Source organism: Nonomuraea dietziae, from assembly GCF_014195505.1.
GTDB classification, from domain to species: domain Bacteria; phylum Actinomycetota; class Actinomycetes; order Streptosporangiales; family Streptosporangiaceae; genus Nonomuraea; species Nonomuraea roseola.
Genome location: NZ_JACIBV010000001.1, coordinates 1,526,164 through 1,539,243, shown reverse-complemented (window position 1 = coordinate 1,539,243; position 13,080 = coordinate 1,526,164). Strand labels below are relative to the sequence as shown.

The 13,080-nt window shown below is 70.5% G+C and carries 14 protein-coding genes; 7 read left to right on the top strand and 7 right to left on the bottom strand.

Features of this window, described 5'->3' with window-relative positions:
* Nucleotides 1–16 precede the first annotated feature (16 nt).
* A complete protein-coding gene (locus FHR33_RS07495) occupies nt 17–1,213 on the top strand; it encodes a cytochrome P450 family protein (protein WP_183645256.1) in 1,197 nt (398 codons plus the stop codon).
* Nucleotides 1,214–1,218: 5 nt separating this feature from the next.
* Entirely contained in the window at nt 1,219–2,466 is a 1,248-nt protein-coding gene (clpX, locus tag FHR33_RS07490; protein WP_183645255.1) for an ATP-dependent Clp protease ATP-binding subunit ClpX, read from the top strand.
* A 64-nt stretch (nt 2,467–2,530) separates the two neighbouring features.
* On the opposite strand, the gene FHR33_RS07485 is transcribed toward clpX, so the two are convergent.
* The gene (locus FHR33_RS07485; RefSeq protein ID WP_183645254.1) at nt 2,531–3,496 is read right to left on the bottom strand and encodes a radical SAM protein; all 966 of its coding nucleotides are present in this window, start codon (nt 3,494–3,496) and stop codon (nt 2,531–2,533) included.
* A gap of 94 nt (nt 3,497–3,590) precedes the next feature.
* On the opposite strand from FHR33_RS07485, the gene FHR33_RS07480 reads away from it, so the two are divergent.
* Both FHR33_RS07480 and FHR33_RS07475 read left to right on the top strand, forming a co-directional pair.
* Nucleotides 3,591–3,914, top strand: coding sequence for a DMT family transporter (locus FHR33_RS07480; protein WP_183645253.1), 324 nt, complete (start codon nt 3,591–3,593; stop codon nt 3,912–3,914).
* Entirely contained in the window at nt 3,911–4,486 is a 576-nt protein-coding gene (locus FHR33_RS07475) for a TetR/AcrR family transcriptional regulator (protein ID WP_183645252.1), read from the top strand. Before FHR33_RS07480 ends, FHR33_RS07475 begins: the two co-directional genes overlap by 4 nt.
* Nucleotides 4,487–4,510: 24 nt before the next feature.
* On the opposite strand, the gene FHR33_RS07470 is transcribed toward FHR33_RS07475, so the two are convergent.
* Together FHR33_RS07470 and FHR33_RS07465 are read right to left on the bottom strand one after the other, a co-directional pair.
* Nucleotides 4,511–5,674 (bottom strand): tetratricopeptide repeat protein, encoded by a 1,164-nt coding sequence (locus FHR33_RS07470; RefSeq protein ID WP_183645251.1) that lies wholly within the window; start codon nt 5,672–5,674, stop codon nt 4,511–4,513.
* A gap of 87 nt (nt 5,675–5,761) precedes the next feature.
* On the bottom strand, nt 5,762–6,748 hold the full coding sequence (locus FHR33_RS07465; protein WP_183645250.1) for an aldo/keto reductase: 987 nt from the start codon (nt 6,746–6,748) through the stop codon (nt 5,762–5,764).
* Nucleotides 6,749–7,312: 564 nt separating this feature from the next.
* Between FHR33_RS07465 and FHR33_RS07460 the strand changes: the two genes are divergently transcribed.
* Nucleotides 7,313–7,720 carry a DUF3291 domain-containing protein gene (locus FHR33_RS07460; RefSeq protein WP_221240987.1) on the top strand — a complete coding sequence of 136 codons (408 nt, stop codon included), beginning with the start codon at nt 7,313–7,315 and terminating at the stop codon, nt 7,718–7,720.
* A gap of 262 nt (nt 7,721–7,982) precedes the next feature.
* On the opposite strand, the gene FHR33_RS07455 is transcribed toward FHR33_RS07460, so the two are convergent.
* The 3 genes from FHR33_RS07455 to FHR33_RS07445 all read right to left on the bottom strand — a co-directional run bounded on the left by FHR33_RS07455 (nt 7,983) and on the right by FHR33_RS07445 (nt 10,243).
* Nucleotides 7,983–8,582 carry a dihydrofolate reductase family protein gene (locus tag FHR33_RS07455; RefSeq protein WP_183645248.1) on the bottom strand — a complete coding sequence of 200 codons (600 nt, stop codon included), beginning with the start codon at nt 8,580–8,582 and terminating at the stop codon, nt 7,983–7,985.
* Nucleotides 8,579–9,475 carry a metalloregulator ArsR/SmtB family transcription factor gene (locus FHR33_RS07450; RefSeq protein WP_183645247.1) on the bottom strand — a complete coding sequence of 299 codons (897 nt, stop codon included), beginning with the start codon at nt 9,473–9,475 and terminating at the stop codon, nt 8,579–8,581. Before FHR33_RS07450 ends, FHR33_RS07455 begins: the two co-directional genes overlap by 4 nt.
* A 129-nt stretch (nt 9,476–9,604) precedes the next feature.
* Nucleotides 9,605–10,243 (bottom strand): maleylpyruvate isomerase family mycothiol-dependent enzyme, encoded by a 639-nt coding sequence (locus tag FHR33_RS07445; protein WP_183645246.1) that lies wholly within the window; start codon nt 10,241–10,243, stop codon nt 9,605–9,607.
* 269 nt (nt 10,244–10,512) lie between these two features.
* Between FHR33_RS07445 and FHR33_RS07440 the strand changes: the two genes are divergently transcribed.
* Nucleotides 10,513–11,751, top strand: a complete 1,239-nt coding sequence (locus FHR33_RS07440) for a sensor histidine kinase (protein ID WP_183645245.1) — start codon at nt 10,513–10,515, stop codon at nt 11,749–11,751.
* Nucleotides 11,748–12,413, top strand: coding sequence for a response regulator (locus tag FHR33_RS07435; RefSeq protein ID WP_183645244.1), 666 nt, complete (start codon nt 11,748–11,750; stop codon nt 12,411–12,413). Before FHR33_RS07440 ends, FHR33_RS07435 begins: the two co-directional genes overlap by 4 nt.
* A 20-nt stretch (nt 12,414–12,433) precedes the next feature.
* Here the strand turns inward: FHR33_RS07435 and FHR33_RS07430 are convergent, their stop codons facing one another.
* Nucleotides 12,434–12,958, bottom strand: a complete 525-nt coding sequence (locus FHR33_RS07430; protein ID WP_183645243.1) for an RICIN domain-containing protein — start codon at nt 12,956–12,958, stop codon at nt 12,434–12,436.
* Between the last annotated feature and the right edge of the window lie 122 nt (nt 12,959–13,080).

Below are 13,080 nucleotides of genomic sequence, written 5' to 3'. Positions count from 1 at the left end.
ACCCGTGGAGGCCCTCATGACCAGCGGTGTCCCCGAGATCGACCTCACCAGCCCCGACGTCGTCGCGGATCCCTTCACCGCCTACGGCCGCGCCCGCGAGCAGGCACCGCTGGCCCGTGTCAGCGCCCCCGGCTTCTCCCTGTGGGTGCTTACCCGCTACGACGACGCCAGGGCCATGCTCAACGACCCCCGCTTCGAGATCACCTCCGGCAGCTTCACCCCGCCGCCCGGCATCCCCGAGGACTGCCTGCCGTACATGAGGACCATGACCGAGATGGAGGCACCGGAGCACCTGCGCCTGCGCAGGCTCGTCGCCCCCGCCTTCACCGCCAGGCGCGCCGCCGACTTCAGGCCACGTCTCGAACCCCTCGTCGAGGCGCTCCTCGACGACCTGCCCCGCCTCCTCGACGACGGCGCCGTCGACCTGATGGCGCACTTCGCGGCCCCCCTGCCGATCGACGTCATCTGCGAGCTGGTCGGCGTCCCCGACGCCGACCGCCCGCGCTGGCGCGAGTACGGCGCCGCCGTGGCCGCCGGCTCGGGACAGAGATTCGGCGAGGCCATCCCCGCCGTCCTGGAGGGAGCCAGGGCCGCCATCGCGCGCAGGCGCGCCGAACCCGGCGACGACCTGCTCACCGACCTCATCAGGGCCCAGGACGACGACGGCGGCAGGCTCAGCGACACCGAGATGGTCACCATGGTCTGGAACCTCGTCCTGGCCGGGCAGACCCCGATCAACCTCATCGCCAACGCCGTCCACGTGCTGCTGTCCCACCCTGACCACCTGGCCAGGCTGCGCGCGGAGCCGGAACTCATGCCCCGCGCGGTGGAGGAGCTCATGCGCTGGTGCGGCCCCATGCTGCTGTCGATTCCCCGCTACGCCCGCGAGGACGTCGAGCTGTTCGGCACCCTCGTCCACAAGGGCGAGGCCGTCAGCGCCTCCATCGTCGGGGCCAACCGCGATCCCCGGGCCTTCACCGACCCCGAGACCCTCGATCTGGGCAGGCCCGCCGGCACCGCGCCCCACCTCGGCTTTGCCCACGGTCCGCACTTCTGCCTCGGCGCCTCCCTGGCCCGCGTCCAGACCGAGGTCGCCCTGACCGCGCTGCTGCGCCGCTATCCCGGCCTGGCCCTGGCGGCCGCGCCGCACGAGGCGCGGCGCGTCCCCGACCCCGGCACCTGGCGGCTGTCCACGCTGCCGGTCACCCTCTGACCGCGGTGGCTCGCATCGCCAACCCGCTGACCTGCACCTTCTGCGGCAAGAACCAACAGCAGGTCAAGAAGCTCATCGCAGGACCCGGCCGCGTCTGCATCTGCGACGAATGCGTCGAGCTGTGCAACGAGCTCATCGTCGAAGACCTGCCGCCCGAAGCCGGTGAGCGCGCCCCGATGCCCAGGCCGCGCGAGATCCACGACTTCCTCGACCAGTACGTCATCGGGCAGGACGCCGCCAAGATGACCCTCTCGGTGGCCGTCTACAACCACTACAAACGCATCAACGCCACCCTCTCCGGCCACGACCCCGTCGAGCTCGGCAAGTCCAACATCCTGCTCATCGGCCCCACCGGCAGCGGCAAGACCTACCTCGTCCAGACCCTGGCCCGCCTGCTCGACGTCCCCTTCGCCGTCGCCGACGCCACCGCCCTCACCGAGGCCGGCTACGTCGGCGAGGACGTCGAGAACATCCTGCTCAAGCTCCTGCGGGCCGCCGACGACGACGTCGCCAAAGCTGAGCGCGGCATCGTCTACATCGACGAGATCGACAAGGTCGGCCGCAGGAGCGACAACCCGTCGACCACCCGCGACGTCTCGGGCGAGGGCGTCCAGCAGGCGCTGCTGAAGATGCTGGAGGGCAGCGTCGCCTCCGTGCCGCCCCAGGGCGGCCGCAAGCACCCGCAGCAGGACTTCATCCAGATCGACACCACCAACGTGCTGTTCATCGTCGGCGGCGCCTTCGCCGGCCTCGAGCAGATCATCGAACGGCGAGCAGGCGATCACGGCTCGGGCTTCAACGCGGCGCCGCGCGCCGCGCCGCGCGACAGCCTCGCCGACGTCATGCCCTCTGACCTGCTGAGCTTCGGGTTGATCCCCGAGTTCGTCGGCAGGCTGCCGGTGGTGACGACCTTCCAGCCCATGGACGCGACGGCGCTGCGGCGCATTCTCACCGAGCCGCGCAACGCGCTGGTCAAGCAGTACCAGCGCCTGTTCGAGCTCGACGGCGTGGAGCTGGAGTTCACCCCTGACGCGATCGAGGCGCTGGCCGAGCAGGCGCTGCTGCGCCGTACCGGCGCCAGGGCGGCCAGGGCGGTGGTCGAGGAGGTCCTGCTCAACGTGATGTTCGAGGTGCCGAGCCTGGAGGAGGTGGGCAAGGTGCTGGTCACCCGCGACACCGTCCTCGAGCACGTCAACCCGACCCTGGTGCCGCGCGAGCAGCTCTCACGCGAGCGCCGCGAACGATCGGCCTGACGTGCTGTCGTGATCGGCCGCATCTCCGAGCCGGGGGAGCGGGGTGGGTGAGGTGGTGGCGGGGTCAGACGAGGGCGAGCTGGTCGGCCTGCGGTGGGCGGGGCGCGGGGGAGGGGGCGGGGCCGCAGCTCATGCCGTACGCCTGGGCCAGCTGGGCGATCTGACCGGTGATGCGCGACTCGTAGCCGAGCGCCGGCATGCCCGCCTTGTCATACAGCTCCGCATAGCGTTCGACCAGCGCGGGATGTGCCTGTTCCAGCCAGGTGAGGTACCACTGCCGGGTGCCGTGCGGCAGGCGCAGCACCACCGGCTCCACCCCCGTGGCCCCCGCGGCGGCGATGCGCCGTACGGTGGCGGCCAGCTGGTCGGCGGCGTCGCTCAGCAGCGGCAGCACCGGCGCCATCAGCACCCTGCACTCCACGCCCGCCTCGGCGAGGGCCGCCACCAGCTCCAGGCGGCGCTGCGCGGTCGGCGCGCCGGGCTCGACCGCGCGGCGGATCTGCTCGTCGACGAAGGCGATCGAGACCGCCACCCGCGCCCCCGCGGATCGCAGCAGGGCCGCGTCGCGCAGCACCAGAGGGCTCTTGGTGTAGACGGTGAAGGGCACACCGGCCTCGGCCAGCGCGGCGATCAGTGGCGGCATCAGGTGGTAGGTGAGCTCGGCCTCCTGGTAGCAGTCGCCGCCCACGCCGATCGCGACCGGCTCGCCCTGCCAGCGCGTCAGCTCGGCGCGCAGGCGCGGCGCGGCGTTGGCCTTGACCACGATGCGGGTGTCGAAGTCGCGCCCTGCGTCGAGACCGAGACCACGATGCGGGCGCCTGGCGCCGCACCCTCTGCAGGCGTGCGCACACCCTCGGTAGGGGCTGACGGCCCAGCGTTCGGTGATGCCCGCGCTCGCGGGCACCTTCTCGATCATCGTGCGAGCCTGCGTCTCGTAGAACGCTCCGCGTGCGAGCGCGCGGCGCTCGATCGCCGGGCGCTCGTCGGCGACGTCCACGAGCGAAAGCGCGTCCCAACCCACACTCCACATAGAACACGCATTCGACAGCGGTTTCAAGCGGATCCGCGATTCCGGCTCCGCTAAAGTGGCACGTGCGTACCACTTTTTCGTGAAAGGGTCCCCTATGGCCTGGCTCCTGCTTTTCGGCGCCATCGCGACGGAGGTCGTGGCGACCTCGGCGCTCAAACTCAGCAACGGCTTCTCCCACCTGGGCTGGAGCGTCGTGGTGGCCCTCGGCTACGTCGCCTCCTTCGTGCTGCTGGCGCAGGTGCTCAAGCTCCACATGGACGTCGGCACCGCCTACGCCGTCTGGTCGGGCGTGGGCACCGCGGCCATCGCCCTCATCGGCGCGCTGTTCCTCGGCGAGAGCCTCACTCTGGTGAAGGTCGCCGGCATCCTGCTCATCGTCGGCGGTGTGGTCGTGCTCAACCTGGCGGGCGGGCATTGACCGCCACCCAGCCGCGCGGCCTGCGCCGCAGGGCCGCCCTGCTGGCGGCCGCCGTCGACCTGCTCACCGAGGGCGGCTTCGCGGCCGTCACCCACCGCGCGGTCGCCCAGCGCGCGCAGCTGCCCCTGGCGGCCACCACCTACTACTTCACCTCGCGTGATCACCTGCTGGCCGAGGCCTTCGCCTGCCTGGTGGACAGCGAACTGGCCGCCACCCGCGCATGGGTGACCGACCACGGCCTGGAGCAGATCATCGACGAGGTCGCGGACGCCGACCGTGGGCGTCAGCTGGCCCTGTGGGAGCTGTACGTGCACGCCGGACGCGACCCCGCCCTCCAGCGACTCGCCAGGCGCTGGACCGACGGATGCGTCGCCATCGTCGCCGACGCGCTCGGGCTGCCCGCCCACGACCCCACCGCGCGGCTGATCTACTCGACGGTCACGGCCCAGTGGCTGGAGCACGTCGTGGAACAGCGTCCCGTCGCCGACGCCCGCGCCCTGCTCGCCCTGGCCCTGCGCGCCGTACCCCCTCGCCCTGACACTCAGGGCACGCCGAGCGCCTCCGAGGATTGAGCCGCCTACGGCGGCGGACGCGCCTCAGCCGGGGAGTGTGGCGGCTTCGGCGCCGGCCGCCGCCGCCTCGTCGAGGCGGCCGAGCTGCTGCAGGCAGGCACTCAGGCTGAGCAGGGCGTCGTGCAGATCCTGCTCGGCGCGACGGACCTGCCTGCGCGAGGACTTCAGCTCCTCACGTCGCCGGCCGAGCAGGTAGGCCTCGGAGTAGCGATGGTCGTCGTCCCAGTCGTCCTCCGCCTCCAGCTCCCGGTGCCGCTCCTGATGAGCGCGCGCCCTGTCGCGGTAGAGCTGTACCGCTTCCTGGCCGGCGGTCAGCGCCGCCTCCGGCGCCCCCAGCGCGAGCAGCCGGACGCCGAGGTTGTGCCAGGCCCCTGCCTGGTAGGTGTCGCGCTTACGGCGCCGCAGCTTTCTCATCGCCTCGATGATGCACGCGTGCGCCCGTTCGGTCTGCCCGCTCCGGACGAGCCGTTCGCTGCACAGGTCCAGCGTCTGGAGGAACTGAACCGTCGAGTCGGCCCGGCGCCACCAGGCCGCCATGACCTCGGCGCTCACCTCGGCGGCTTCGGCCACGCGGCCGACCTTGTCCAGACGATCCGCATAGGCCGCCAGCGCGTGGATGAGCTCCAAGCCCGTCGAGAGGGCCTCGGCGTGCTGTAGCCGTTCACGGATCTCGGTCACCGCCTCGGCCGCGGACTCCACCGCCTCGCGATCGCGGCCGAGCCTGGCCAGGAGCACCGTCCGCCAGTAGCGCGCACCCGGAGCCTGCGCCTGCGCCGATCGGTTGGCCTCCGACAGTCGCAGGAGCTCCTCGACAACCTCCAGTGCCTCCTCATGCCGCTTGCACTCCATGAGGTTGTCGCGTAACGCGGCCAGGGCGTGGACGATCCGGTCAGCGAAGAAGCCCGGCCGGGCAGGGGACAACGTCCGGCAGACCGCCAGCTCCTCCCGGCGAGCCAGGCAGGCGAGATCGTCCCAACCCAGCTCGGTCAGCAACGAGGCCAGGTGGTCCAGCGCCTCGGGTAAGCGCCACATGTCCGGAGATCGCCCACGCATCCGGCTGACCTGCTCGAGCTCGTTTCTCGCCCACCGCACGGTCTTGTCCGGCCGCACCACACCTCTGTAACGGGCTGGATTCACCGGACGTTCGAGCATCGCAGGCTGGATCACTTCGGCGTCGCGCTCGTTCATCACCCGTATATACCACCTGCGTGTGCTCCCGACCGTCGTGGCGGATGTGGCGGCCGGGGCCACCGGAACCGCTCCGAGGGCGTGGGCTCAACCATTCACGAAGGAGAGGCTGGTCGCGTCGTACCGGGTGCCCGCGACCTGGTCGGGCGGGGCGGCGGCCTCGATGGCGGCGAGGTCCTCGCCGGACAGCTCGACGTCCAGGGCCGCGAGGTTCTCCTCCAGGTACTGCCGCCGCCGGGTGCCGGGGATCGGCACCACGTCGTCGCCCCGGTACTGCATCCAGGCCAGGGCGAGCTGGCCGGCGGTGACTCCCTTCGCCGCGGCCAGCTCGTTCAGCCTCGCGACGATCGCCAGGTTCCTTTCGAGGTTGCCGTCGGCGAAACGCGGCTGGCCGCGCCGTACGTCGCTCTCCTCCAGCCCCTCGACCGAGTTGTAGCGGCCGGTCAGGAAGCCGCGCCCGAGCGGGGAGAAGGGGACCAGGCCGATGCCGAGCTCACGGCAGACCGGGGCGATCTCCGCCTCCAGGTCGCGGGTCCACAGCGACCACTCGCTCTGCAGCGCGGCGATCGGATGCACCGCGTGCGCCCGCCGGATGGTCGGCGCCCCGGCCTCGGACAGCCCGAGGTGACGGACCTTCCCCTCCCGCACCAGCTCGGCCATGGCGCCGACGGTCTCCTCGATCGGCACCTGCGGATCGACCCGGTGCTGGTAGTACAGATCGATGTGGTCGACCCCGAGCCGGCGCAGCGACGCCTCGCAAGCCTGCCGCACGTAGGCGGCGTCACCGCGGACCCTGGTGGGTTCGCCCAGACGGTTGGCGAAGCCGAACTTCGTGGCCAGCACCACCTCGTCGCGGCGCCCTGCGACGGCCCGTCCGATCAGCTCCTCGTTGTGCCCGGCGCCGTAGAAGTCGGCGGTGTCGAGAAAGGTCACCCCGAGGTCGAGGGCGTGCTGCAGGGTCGCGATCGACTGCGCGTCGTCCGTGGCGCCGTAGCCGTGGCTCATGCCCATGCACCCCAGGCCCTGCGCGGAGACCGCCAGTTCGCCCAGGTACCGGGTGGGGACGTTGTTCATGCTGCTGCCTCCTGGCTCGGAACCGTCTTCTGCCCAGGGACGCTAGGGCTTCGAGCGCGCTCCAAGTCAACCGGGCGTGAACGTCGTCACACCGTCAGAGCCGCTCCTTCCAGCCCTCGAGGTCCTCGACGAGGATTCGAGGCGTGCTGGCCTGAGCCGGGATACTGGGCCGATGCGTATCGGAGTTCTCGGGCCGCTCGACGTGCGCAGCGAGGATGCAGCATGGAACTCGTCACCGGTCTGTTCAGCTGACGACCGTCGCTCCAAGCGAGCCGGACGGGGTGGCGGCCCTCCTCGGTCCGACTTATCGCGCGAAGAGCGCCCCCGCCCTCGGGCGAGTTCGGCCCCGTTGGTGATCTTCGCTGAGAACGCCGCAGGGGCGAGACGCTGGGACATGTGGCGAAGACAGACGGCCATTCTGCCGACCTTCCGATCTCCCTAGGGTGGACCGCAGCAAGGGGGTGTTTCCCATGCGTGCAGGACCCAACCTCGACGGGAGGCGGACGGCTTCGCCTCCCGCGACCTCGCCACACCTCACCACCGAAAGGCCATTTGATGCCCACTGTGCCCTGGATCAAGGTTGACACCCCTGTCGCGCCCGACGCGCTGATCATGGCCTCTCGTCTGGAGGTCAGATCGCTGCGCCAGGTGCCAGGCTTCCTGATGGCCTCCATGACGTTGCTGCGCCAGGCTCGTCGATCGCCTGGTGCTCTGGGTGTCTCCTTGAAGGCCGACCTGCTCAAACGAACCTTCTGGACCGTCTCCGCCTGGACCGACAAGGCCGCCGTGCACGCCTACGCCGCCACCGAGCCGCACAGGACGACCATGCGTCGCAAGCGTGCTGTGATGCGGGAGTCCACGTTCATCTTCTGGACGGTGCCCGCCGAGCGACTGCCCATCGAATGGGACCAGGTGCAGAACCGCATCGCCCAAGAACGCGACTCGGATCGAGGGTCTGCCGCCCGCGAGTAGCCGCAGGTGAGTCTTACCAGCTGCCGGGTTGCCCGCAGCAGGAGGGCCGAGGGAACTCGGAGCGGGACGGGGTGGTCAGCGGACGTCTTCCCGATCGCCCGCAGTCTCATGATGATGGCGGACCCGGCATCGATCGGGGTGCCGGCGATAGCCGTTCCTCGGCGCTCATGAGGGATTCGAGGCCCTCGGGTCGTTCTACGCGGCGGCTGCCGGCGAGGGCAAGGCGGTCGTGGGCGGGGTGCGCTGACCCTGATCGGTCGGTTCAGCGGGCTCGGTCGTAGACCATGGCCATTTCGCCCAGCTCGCCGGTGTGCTGGTGAGAGAGTGTCCACTTCGTGGCCGGCAGGCCGTCGTCGAACAGTCGCTGCCCGCCCCCGGCGATCTCGGGGAAGATCATGAGGTACAGCCGGTCGAGCAGGTCCGCCGACAGCAGCGGCTTGATGATGCTCGCGCTGGAGTTGACGAGGATGTCGCCCTCACCGGTGGACTTCAGTTCGGTGACGACGTCCGTGGCGGGGGCGCTCACCACGCGGGTGCGTTCCCACGGCGCTTGCGTCAAGGTGGTCGAGAGGACCACCTTGTCCGTGTCGACCAGCCACTTCGCGTACCCGCGATCACGCGGATCGGCGTTCTCGTCGTCGGCGACCGACGGCCAGTACCCCATGAATCCCTCGGCGTTGAGCCGGCCGAGCAGCGCCGTCGTCGCGCCCTCCCAGATGCGGGTCATGTGGTCGCGCGCGACCTCCGTGGTCACATACGGGGCGAACGCCCCGAAATCGCTGGGCCCGCCGGGACCGTTGTAACGCCCGTCGAGGGTGAGGCTCAGGTTCGCGGTCACCCTGCGGCCGGTCGGGTTGGTCATGTCGTGCTCCTTGTGTCGGTGTCGTGCCCGGTGCTGACGTGCTCGGTGTTGACGTGCCCGGTGCTGTCGGTGTCGTGCGGGCTCGCGGCGAGGGTCGCCGCGAGCTTGTCGAGGCTCTGGCCGAAGCCGATCTCGATGCCCGCGACGAAGTCCGCGGAGTCGACGGTGCTGTCGGTGATCCGCCAGTGGACGTCGAGGTCCGTGCCGGCGTCGGTGGGCCGGAGGCCGAGGTCGACGTGGGCGGTGAAGGCGAGGCTGCCGTCGGGAAGCAGCGGGGAGAGCCGGTAGGAGAGGCGCTCACCGGGGCGTACGTCGTCGACGACTCCATGCGCGCGCCCGGCGACCAGGTCGGAGCCGTCGGCGTCCTCGGCATCGCGGTACTCGTGGACGATCCGCCCACCCGGCCGCGCCTCGAAGAGGAGCTCGGAGACGCGCAGATCGTCGGGCGTCCACCATCGGGCGAGCAGGGCGGCCTCGGTCAGGTGGCGCCAGACCAGCTCGGGGGGTCCCATCAGTGACCGGTGGAATCTGAATGAGCGGCTGTCGGCCCACCCCCGCTCCTGCGCGGCGAGCCGCTCTGCGCGCAGGCTCAGCCCGTAGCGGTCGTAGGTCTCGCGCGGGCCACCGGCCTGGTCGGCGGTGTCGGCGAGCCGGCTGAGCGCCGCCGCCAACTCCCGCAGCGGACCGGGCTGGAGCGCGTAGATGCGGCGCTGGCCGGTGCGCTGGGAGGTGACGACGCCGGCGCGCTCAAGGGCCTGCAGATGCTTGGTCGTCTGCGGCTGGCGCGCCTCGGCGAGCTGGGCGAGGACGCCGACCGGGCGGGGCCGCTCGGCCAACAGGCAGACGAGCCGCCAGCGGGCCGGGTCGGCCAGTGCGGTGAGGAGTGCGTCCATGAGGTGAAGTATTCACCATAGAGAATATTCGTGTCAACGAATATCTAGAGGAAGGTCGGCTTCGGTCGAGCCGGGCATCCGATCGAGGCGGTGAACAGGGCATCGATCTCCCGCGCCGCTCCTGCGGTGTCACCCGTGGTGGAGTCCTCCGTCTCGTGTCAGCGCGGGGACGCCGGTGCCGGTCAGCTCGTCTGGGCCGACGGGCCTCCCGGACACCGCCAGCAGCAGCGCCAGGGCGGTGCCGCGCACCTCAGGGCCTTTGCCGACATCGACAGCCGTGTCGCTCGCCATCAGGCGCAGTCCACGCGCTCGTTCCTTGCCGTCGCCGAGCGCCACTCCCGCGCCGAGCTGGTAACGCAGCGCGGCGGCGACGTGCTGGACCGGATGGTCCCTGCTGAGGCCGAGTGGGCGCCGGATGTCTTCTCCGTGCACGAACGCTTCGACCAGCCGGGTGGCTTGCGGCGCAGGAGCCCCGGTAGTCCTCCTGCGCGCCGCGCGGAACGAGGCGAGCGTGCGTCGCGGTTCGCCGGCGCGCTCCCGGGCGACTCCCGCGTTGTTGTAACGGTCGAAGTCGAAGCGGGCGGCGGCAAGACGGAGAAGGAAGCTCAGGCGGGTGGTCTTGGCGTCATCGGCGAGATGCGCCACGACGTCGTGCACGTCCCAGCCGGGGCACAGGGACGGTGTGGTCCACCGCTCCGGTGGGACGGTCTCCAGATCTCGGATCAGTGCCTCGCGTTCGGCGTGGACCACGGCCCAGGTCTCGTTCATGGCTGCCTTTCGCTGAGGAGATTAACTGAACTGTACTGTACAGGACAGTTGTTTCTGTACTCAATAGTTCAGTTGAAAGAGCCGGCAGCAGGTGCCTGCATGACGCCTGTCACGGGCCGCGATGCCGTGCCTGCATCGCCTCCAAGGCCGCGGACGGCCGCGGAGGTAAACCTGCGCGGTACGGCGCGCGGCGCATACCGCCCGAGTCGTAGCGGCAGGTAGCCATGCGGCCGATGAGGGACGGAGACGATCGCGGCTACCATGCGCTGATGCGCGCAAAGGTGCTGCCGTCCCTCAGACGGCTCGCCGAGATCGATCCTTTCGTCGTCGACCTGACATTCAGCGTGGTGGCCGCCGGCACCACCCTGGGCTTCGGATTCGCGTTCGCCACGGACTCCGGCGATCTGGGCTATGCGCAGCGCCCCCTGGACGCCGTCGGCGTGGGGTTGACGCTCCTGACCAACCTCGTGCTGGCATGGCGGCGGAGGGCTCCGCTCGCCGTGCTGGCGATCTCGTGCGCTGCGGCGGTCGTCTTTCACGCGGCGGGCTACGACTCCAGGCTCAACGAGGTGGCACCGCTGCTGGCGCTCTACACCGTGGCCAGCCGGCGGCGCCCGGCGGTCTCGCTCCCGTGGGGGCTGCCCGTGGCGGCCTCCTGGTGGCACGCGTCGTTCCTCGGTCCTGGCGAGTACCTCTGGCCGAACCTCGTGCAGGTGAGCGTCATGGTCGCGGTCGCCTGGACGTTCGGCAACAGCACCCGGCTGCTGGTCGAGCGCAACAAGCAGCTGGCCCACCTCACGCAGCGGCTGCGCCAGGAGCAGGAGGACAGGGCGCGGCGCGCCGTCACCGAGGAACGGGTACGCATCGCTCGCGAGCTGCACGACGTGGTCGCCCACCACATGTCCGTCATCGTGATCCAGGCGGGGCTGGCCCGGTACGTCTTCGGCTCCGACCCTGCGACGGCGCGCGGCGCGCTCTCCACCATCGCCGACACCGGCAGCGAGGTCATGGGCGAGATGAGGCGGCTGCTGTCCGTCCTGCGCATCGACGCCGACGACGAGGGGGACGGCTACGACTCGGTCCCCGGCCTGCAACGGCTCGACCAACTGGTGGAACGGGTGCGCTCGGCGGGCGTGCCGGTCCATGTGTCGATCACCGGTTCCGTGCGCCCGCTGCCGTCCGGGATCGATCTGTGCGCGTACAGGGTCGTTCAGGAGTGCCTCACCAACGTGCTGAAACACGCGGGCCAGGCGAGCGCGTGGGTCTCGCTCACCTATGGGCGCGAGCTGGAACTACGCGTCGCCGACGACGGCGTCGGAACGGCGCCCACCTCGCAGGGAGACGGTCACGGCTTGATCGGCATGCGCGAACGCGTCAAGCTCTACAAGGGAACGGTCACGGCCGGAGTAAAGCCGTCAGGCGGATTCGAGGTCGTGGTCACCCTGCCCATGCCGCCCCCCGGCATTGTCCATCAGCCCTCCGACCCGCCCGGTGAGCCGAACGCATGATCAAGGTACTCGTCGTCGACGATCAGATTCTCATCCGTGCGGGCCTGGCGGCGCTCATCCGCGCCGTACCCGACCTGGACGTCGTGGGAGAGGCGGCGAGCGGCGAGGAGTCCGTCGGCATGGCGGCGGCCACCCGCCCCGACGTGATCCTCATGGACATCAGGATGCCCGGGATGAACGGCGTCACGGCGACCGAGCGCATCCTCGCCGCGGAGCACGACCACCGGCCCCTGGTGCTCATCCTGACCACCTTCGACCTCGACGAGTACGTCTACAGCGCCTTACGCGTGGGGGCGTCGGGGTTCCTCCTCAAGGACACCCCGCCCGAACGGCTCATCGCCGCCATCCGCACCGTCGCCTCCGGCGACATGCTTTTCGCCCCCAGCGTCACGCGCCGCCTGATCGAGGCCTACACCCGCCGCCCCACCCCGGCCGCCGCTCCGCCCTCGCCCGAGCTGGGCAGCCTCACGGCCCGCGAGGCCGAGGTGCTCAAGCTGGTCGGGCACGCGCTGTCCAACACCGAGATCGCCAGCCGCCTGTGCGTCAGCGCCGCCACCGTCAAGACCCACCTCAACCGCGCCATGACGAAACTCAACCTCACCAGCCGCGCACAGGCGGTCGCGCTGGCCTACGAAGCCGGCCTCGTCACCCCCGGCCGATAGAGCCTCACGCTCTGCGGCTCCTAGCCGACCACGGTGATGTGCCAGGCCTGTGAGAGCGACTTCTTGCACGGCCACTGGATGGCGGCCTTGCCCTTGCGGGCCTGTCCGTTGCCGATCGCCAGGCACATCCCGGTCGCGCCGTTCATGAAGTGCCGCGGCAGGCCGGAGATCTGGGAATCCGTGGAGCCACGCCATATCTGCTTGTTCTTCCAGCGCTGCGCCCATCCGCCGTTGCACGTCCACTGGATGGCGGCCTTGCCCCTGCGCTCCTGTCCGCCGCCGATCGCCAGGCACATCCCGGTCGCGACGTTGACCAGATACCCCTCGGACGTCATCATCCAGCGCTGCGCCGGGCTGTGGATGCAGGGCCACTGGATGGCGGTCTTGCCCTTGCGCGCCTCACCGCGGCCGATCGCCAGGCACATGCCGGTGGCGGCGTTCTGCAGTTCGACGATGGTTCCGCCGGCTCCGCCGGCTCCGCCGGAGGCCTCGGCGGGAGCCACCAGCAGGCCACCGGCCAGCGTGATCCCGGTCAGGAGGGTCATGGCTGCACGCATAAAGTCCGTCCTCTCTCGTATGTGGCGGCCATACAGGGCGCTGTGAACGGGCTCGCTGCCGGGAAACGGCGCAGATCCTTGCGCGAGCGGTTCGTTCGAGGCCGTTGGGC

What these genes read in the sequence shown, in the direction of transcription:
- FHR33_RS07495 (WP_183645256.1), top strand. Translation starts at nt 17, where the DNA reads ATGACCAGCGGTGTCCCCGAGATCGACCTCACCAGCCCCGACGTCGTC.
- FHR33_RS07485 (WP_183645254.1), bottom strand. Translation starts at nt 3,496, where the DNA reads ATGTGGAGTGTGGGTTGGGACGCGCTTTCGCTCGTGGACGTCGCCGAC.
- FHR33_RS07480 (WP_183645253.1), top strand. Translation starts at nt 3,591, where the DNA reads ATGGCCTGGCTCCTGCTTTTCGGCGCCATCGCGACGGAGGTCGTGGCG.
- FHR33_RS07470 (WP_183645251.1), bottom strand. Translation starts at nt 5,674, where the DNA reads ATGAACGAGCGCGACGCCGAAGTGATCCAGCCTGCGATGCTCGAACGT.
- FHR33_RS07465 (WP_183645250.1), bottom strand. Translation starts at nt 6,748, where the DNA reads ATGAACAACGTCCCCACCCGGTACCTGGGCGAACTGGCGGTCTCCGCG.
- FHR33_RS07455 (WP_183645248.1), bottom strand. Translation starts at nt 8,582, where the DNA reads ATGACCAACCCGACCGGCCGCAGGGTGACCGCGAACCTGAGCCTCACC.
- FHR33_RS07450 (WP_183645247.1), bottom strand. Translation starts at nt 9,475, where the DNA reads ATGGACGCACTCCTCACCGCACTGGCCGACCCGGCCCGCTGGCGGCTC.
- FHR33_RS07445 (WP_183645246.1), bottom strand. Translation starts at nt 10,243, where the DNA reads ATGAACGAGACCTGGGCCGTGGTCCACGCCGAACGCGAGGCACTGATC.
- FHR33_RS07440 (WP_183645245.1), top strand. Translation starts at nt 10,513, where the DNA reads ATGCGCGCAAAGGTGCTGCCGTCCCTCAGACGGCTCGCCGAGATCGAT.
- FHR33_RS07435 (WP_183645244.1), top strand. Translation starts at nt 11,748, where the DNA reads ATGATCAAGGTACTCGTCGTCGACGATCAGATTCTCATCCGTGCGGGC.
- FHR33_RS07430 (WP_183645243.1), bottom strand. Translation starts at nt 12,958, where the DNA reads ATGACCCTCCTGACCGGGATCACGCTGGCCGGTGGCCTGCTGGTGGCT.